General features: G+C 62.3%; 2 protein-coding genes and 1 pseudogene. 1 reads left to right on the top strand and 2 read right to left on the bottom strand.

The genetic code is table 11. The features are described from left to right. Positions 1-442, bottom strand: a pseudogene (locus Q0L57_RS12680) (alpha/beta hydrolase); the annotation flags it as partial. Positions 443-495: 53 nt separating this feature from the next. Then, positions 496-1,353, bottom strand: coding sequence for an SDR family oxidoreductase (locus tag Q0L57_RS12675; protein ID WP_296743122.1), 858 nt, complete (start codon positions 1,351-1,353; stop codon positions 496-498). A 192-nt stretch (positions 1,354-1,545) separates the two neighbouring features. Between Q0L57_RS12675 and Q0L57_RS12670 the strand changes: the two genes are divergently transcribed. After that, positions 1,546-2,406: cysteine synthase A (locus Q0L57_RS12670; RefSeq protein WP_296743120.1), on the top strand; the 861-nt coding region annotated here is incomplete at its 3' end.

The raw sequence follows: 2,406 nt of genomic DNA, 5'->3' as shown, positions 1-2,406 counted from the left end.
TGTCGCCGATGGCCCGGCCGATGGCCAAAGCCTCCTCATAGTCGTTGATCCAGGCGTTGACACTGCCTTCGGCCATGGCGGCGCCGTCCTGCCCGTGGCCGGTCAGACGGGTGAAGAAGAGATTGGCGTCCAATTCCTCGGCGACATCATCGGGCAGGGGACGAACCTCGCCCTTCGAGGCTGAGAACCCGTGGATGTAGACGATCGAGAGCTTCGTCTTGGCGTGGACCATCGGGTTCGCCCAGATGATTTCCTTGTCCAGCCCGTCACGGATGTTCGGTACCGCGGCTTCTTCGCGCGCCAAATAGGCCTGCGGATCGTCGCCGATCACCGAGGGGTCGAAACGGATTTTCGTGTCGACCTGCACGCGGGGCCCAAGAAGGAAACCGCCGACAAGAACGACTGCGAGACCCAGTACCGCAATCACGATCCGACGCCCCATCGCCGACTCCAAGCAACAATACTCAACCTATGGCTGCGACTGCTCTCAGGCAATCACTGTTTCGCCGGCTTCCGGTTTGGCGAAGGGTCCTTTTCGCCGGACGCCTTGGGCTCGATGAACAGAGGCCTGGCCCTCCAACTGGTCGTCAGCCTGATCACCAGCCGGCAGATCGGCCGAGGCAATATCCCAAGCAGCTTCAGGGGCCAGCTTACATGGTAAGGGAAGGTGACTTCGAAGCCGCCTTTCCTGATGCCGCGCGCCATGCGCCGCGAGGCGCGGTGCACCGGCATCAGGCCAGGCATCGGCAACGAGTTCTTTTCGGTGAGCGGCGTGTCGACAAAGCCCGGATTCATCACCTGAATGCGGATGTTCATCTTGTCGAAATCGTATTTCAGCGACTCCGCCAGGATGTTGATCGCAGCCTTGGTGCCGCCATAGGCCGCGGTGGTCGGCCAGCCGGAATAGGCAGTGACCGACCCGACCAGCACGACATGGCCGCGCCCGCGCCCGCGCATTTGCTCGACGGCAGGCACAAGGCCGTTGACGATGCCGAAATAGTTGACCGCGAAGGAGCGGTGGAAATCACGCACGACCAGGCGCTCGCCGGGGGTCGCGATGTAGTTGCCGGCATTGAAGACGGCGAGAATGATGGGCCCCATCTCCTTCTCGATCGCCGCGACCGTGCGCGCCATGCCTTCTTCGTCGGTCACGTCGCAGGGAAAGGACTTCACATGCCCGCTCATCTGCGCCGTCTCGACCAACAGCGTGTCGACCGGCTCGTCCGGCAGCGACGTCACCGCGACGGCATAGCCGTGCTTGGCGAAATCCCTGGCCAAAGCGCGGCCAAGGCCGCTGCCGCCGCCCGTGATCCAGGCGACACCGTCTTTCGGGTTGGCCCGGTAGAGTGTCATGCGATGCCTTGTGATAGCTTCGAGTTTGCTCTAGCGGCGAAGGAATCGAAAGAAAAGAGCGCTTTCGCATACCTTGTTGAAATGGTCGCGAGCATCGCAGCGTCCGGAATGCGACTGGACCAGGCAAATTCTTGCCTTGAAACCGCAGCTTCCGGTTTCTAGGGTCTCGCCGCAAGCACAAAGGAATCCCGGATGCCCCGTTCTGTCATCGAAGCCATCGGCAACACGCCCCTGATCCGGCTGAACAAGGCTTCGGAAGCGACCGGCTGCGAGATATTGGGCAAGGCCGAATTCATGAACCCGGGCCAATCGGTGAAGGACCGCGCCGGCCTTTTCATCATTCGCGATGCCGAGCAGCGCGGGCTCTTGAAACCTGGCGGCCTCATCGTCGAGGGAACGGCCGGCAATACCGGCATCGGCCTGACGCTGGTCGCCAAGGCGCTCGGCTACAGGACCGTCATCGTCATCCCCGATACGCAAAGCCAGGAAAAGAAGGACACGATCAAGATACTCGGAGCCGAGCTGATCGAAGTTCCTGCGGTGCCTTACAAGAACCCCAACAACTACGTGAAACTGTCGGGCAGGCTCGCCGAGCAGCTAGCGCGGTCGGAGCCGAACGGCGCCATTTGGGCCAACCAGTTCGACAACACCGCCAACCGCGATGGCCATATACGCACGACGGCTGAGGAGATCTGGTCCCAGACCGGCGGCAAGGTCGATGGTTTCGTGTCCGCGGTCGGTTCCGGCGGCACGCTGGCCGGCGTCGCGATGGGGCTGAAGGGCAAGAGCAAGAACGTCAAGATCGCGCTTGCCGATCCGCTGGGCGCGGCGCTCTTCAGCTTCTACACCAGTGGCGAGCTGAAATCCGACGGCAGCTCTATCACCGAAGGCATCGGCCAGGGCCGCATCACCGCGAACCTCGAAGGGTTCACGCCCGACTTTTCGTTCCAGATCCCGGACGAAGAGGCGCTGCCGATCATCTTCGACCTTGTCCAGGAAGAGGGGCTCTGCGTCGGCGGCTCGACCGGCATCAACATCGCCGGCGCCATCCGG

This window comes from Mesorhizobium sp. (assembly GCF_024509055.1).
Classification (GTDB): Bacteria; Pseudomonadota; Alphaproteobacteria; order Rhizobiales; family Rhizobiaceae; genus Mesorhizobium.
Note: the sequence above shows the minus strand (reverse complement) of the source record. Positions and strands in the feature narration are given on the sequence as shown.

Bases quoted from the DNA above. Each gene is read 5' to 3' on its own strand.
- Q0L57_RS12675 (WP_296743122.1), bottom strand. From the start codon at position 1,353: ATGACACTCTACCGGGCCAACCCGAAAGACGGTGTCGCCTGGATCACG.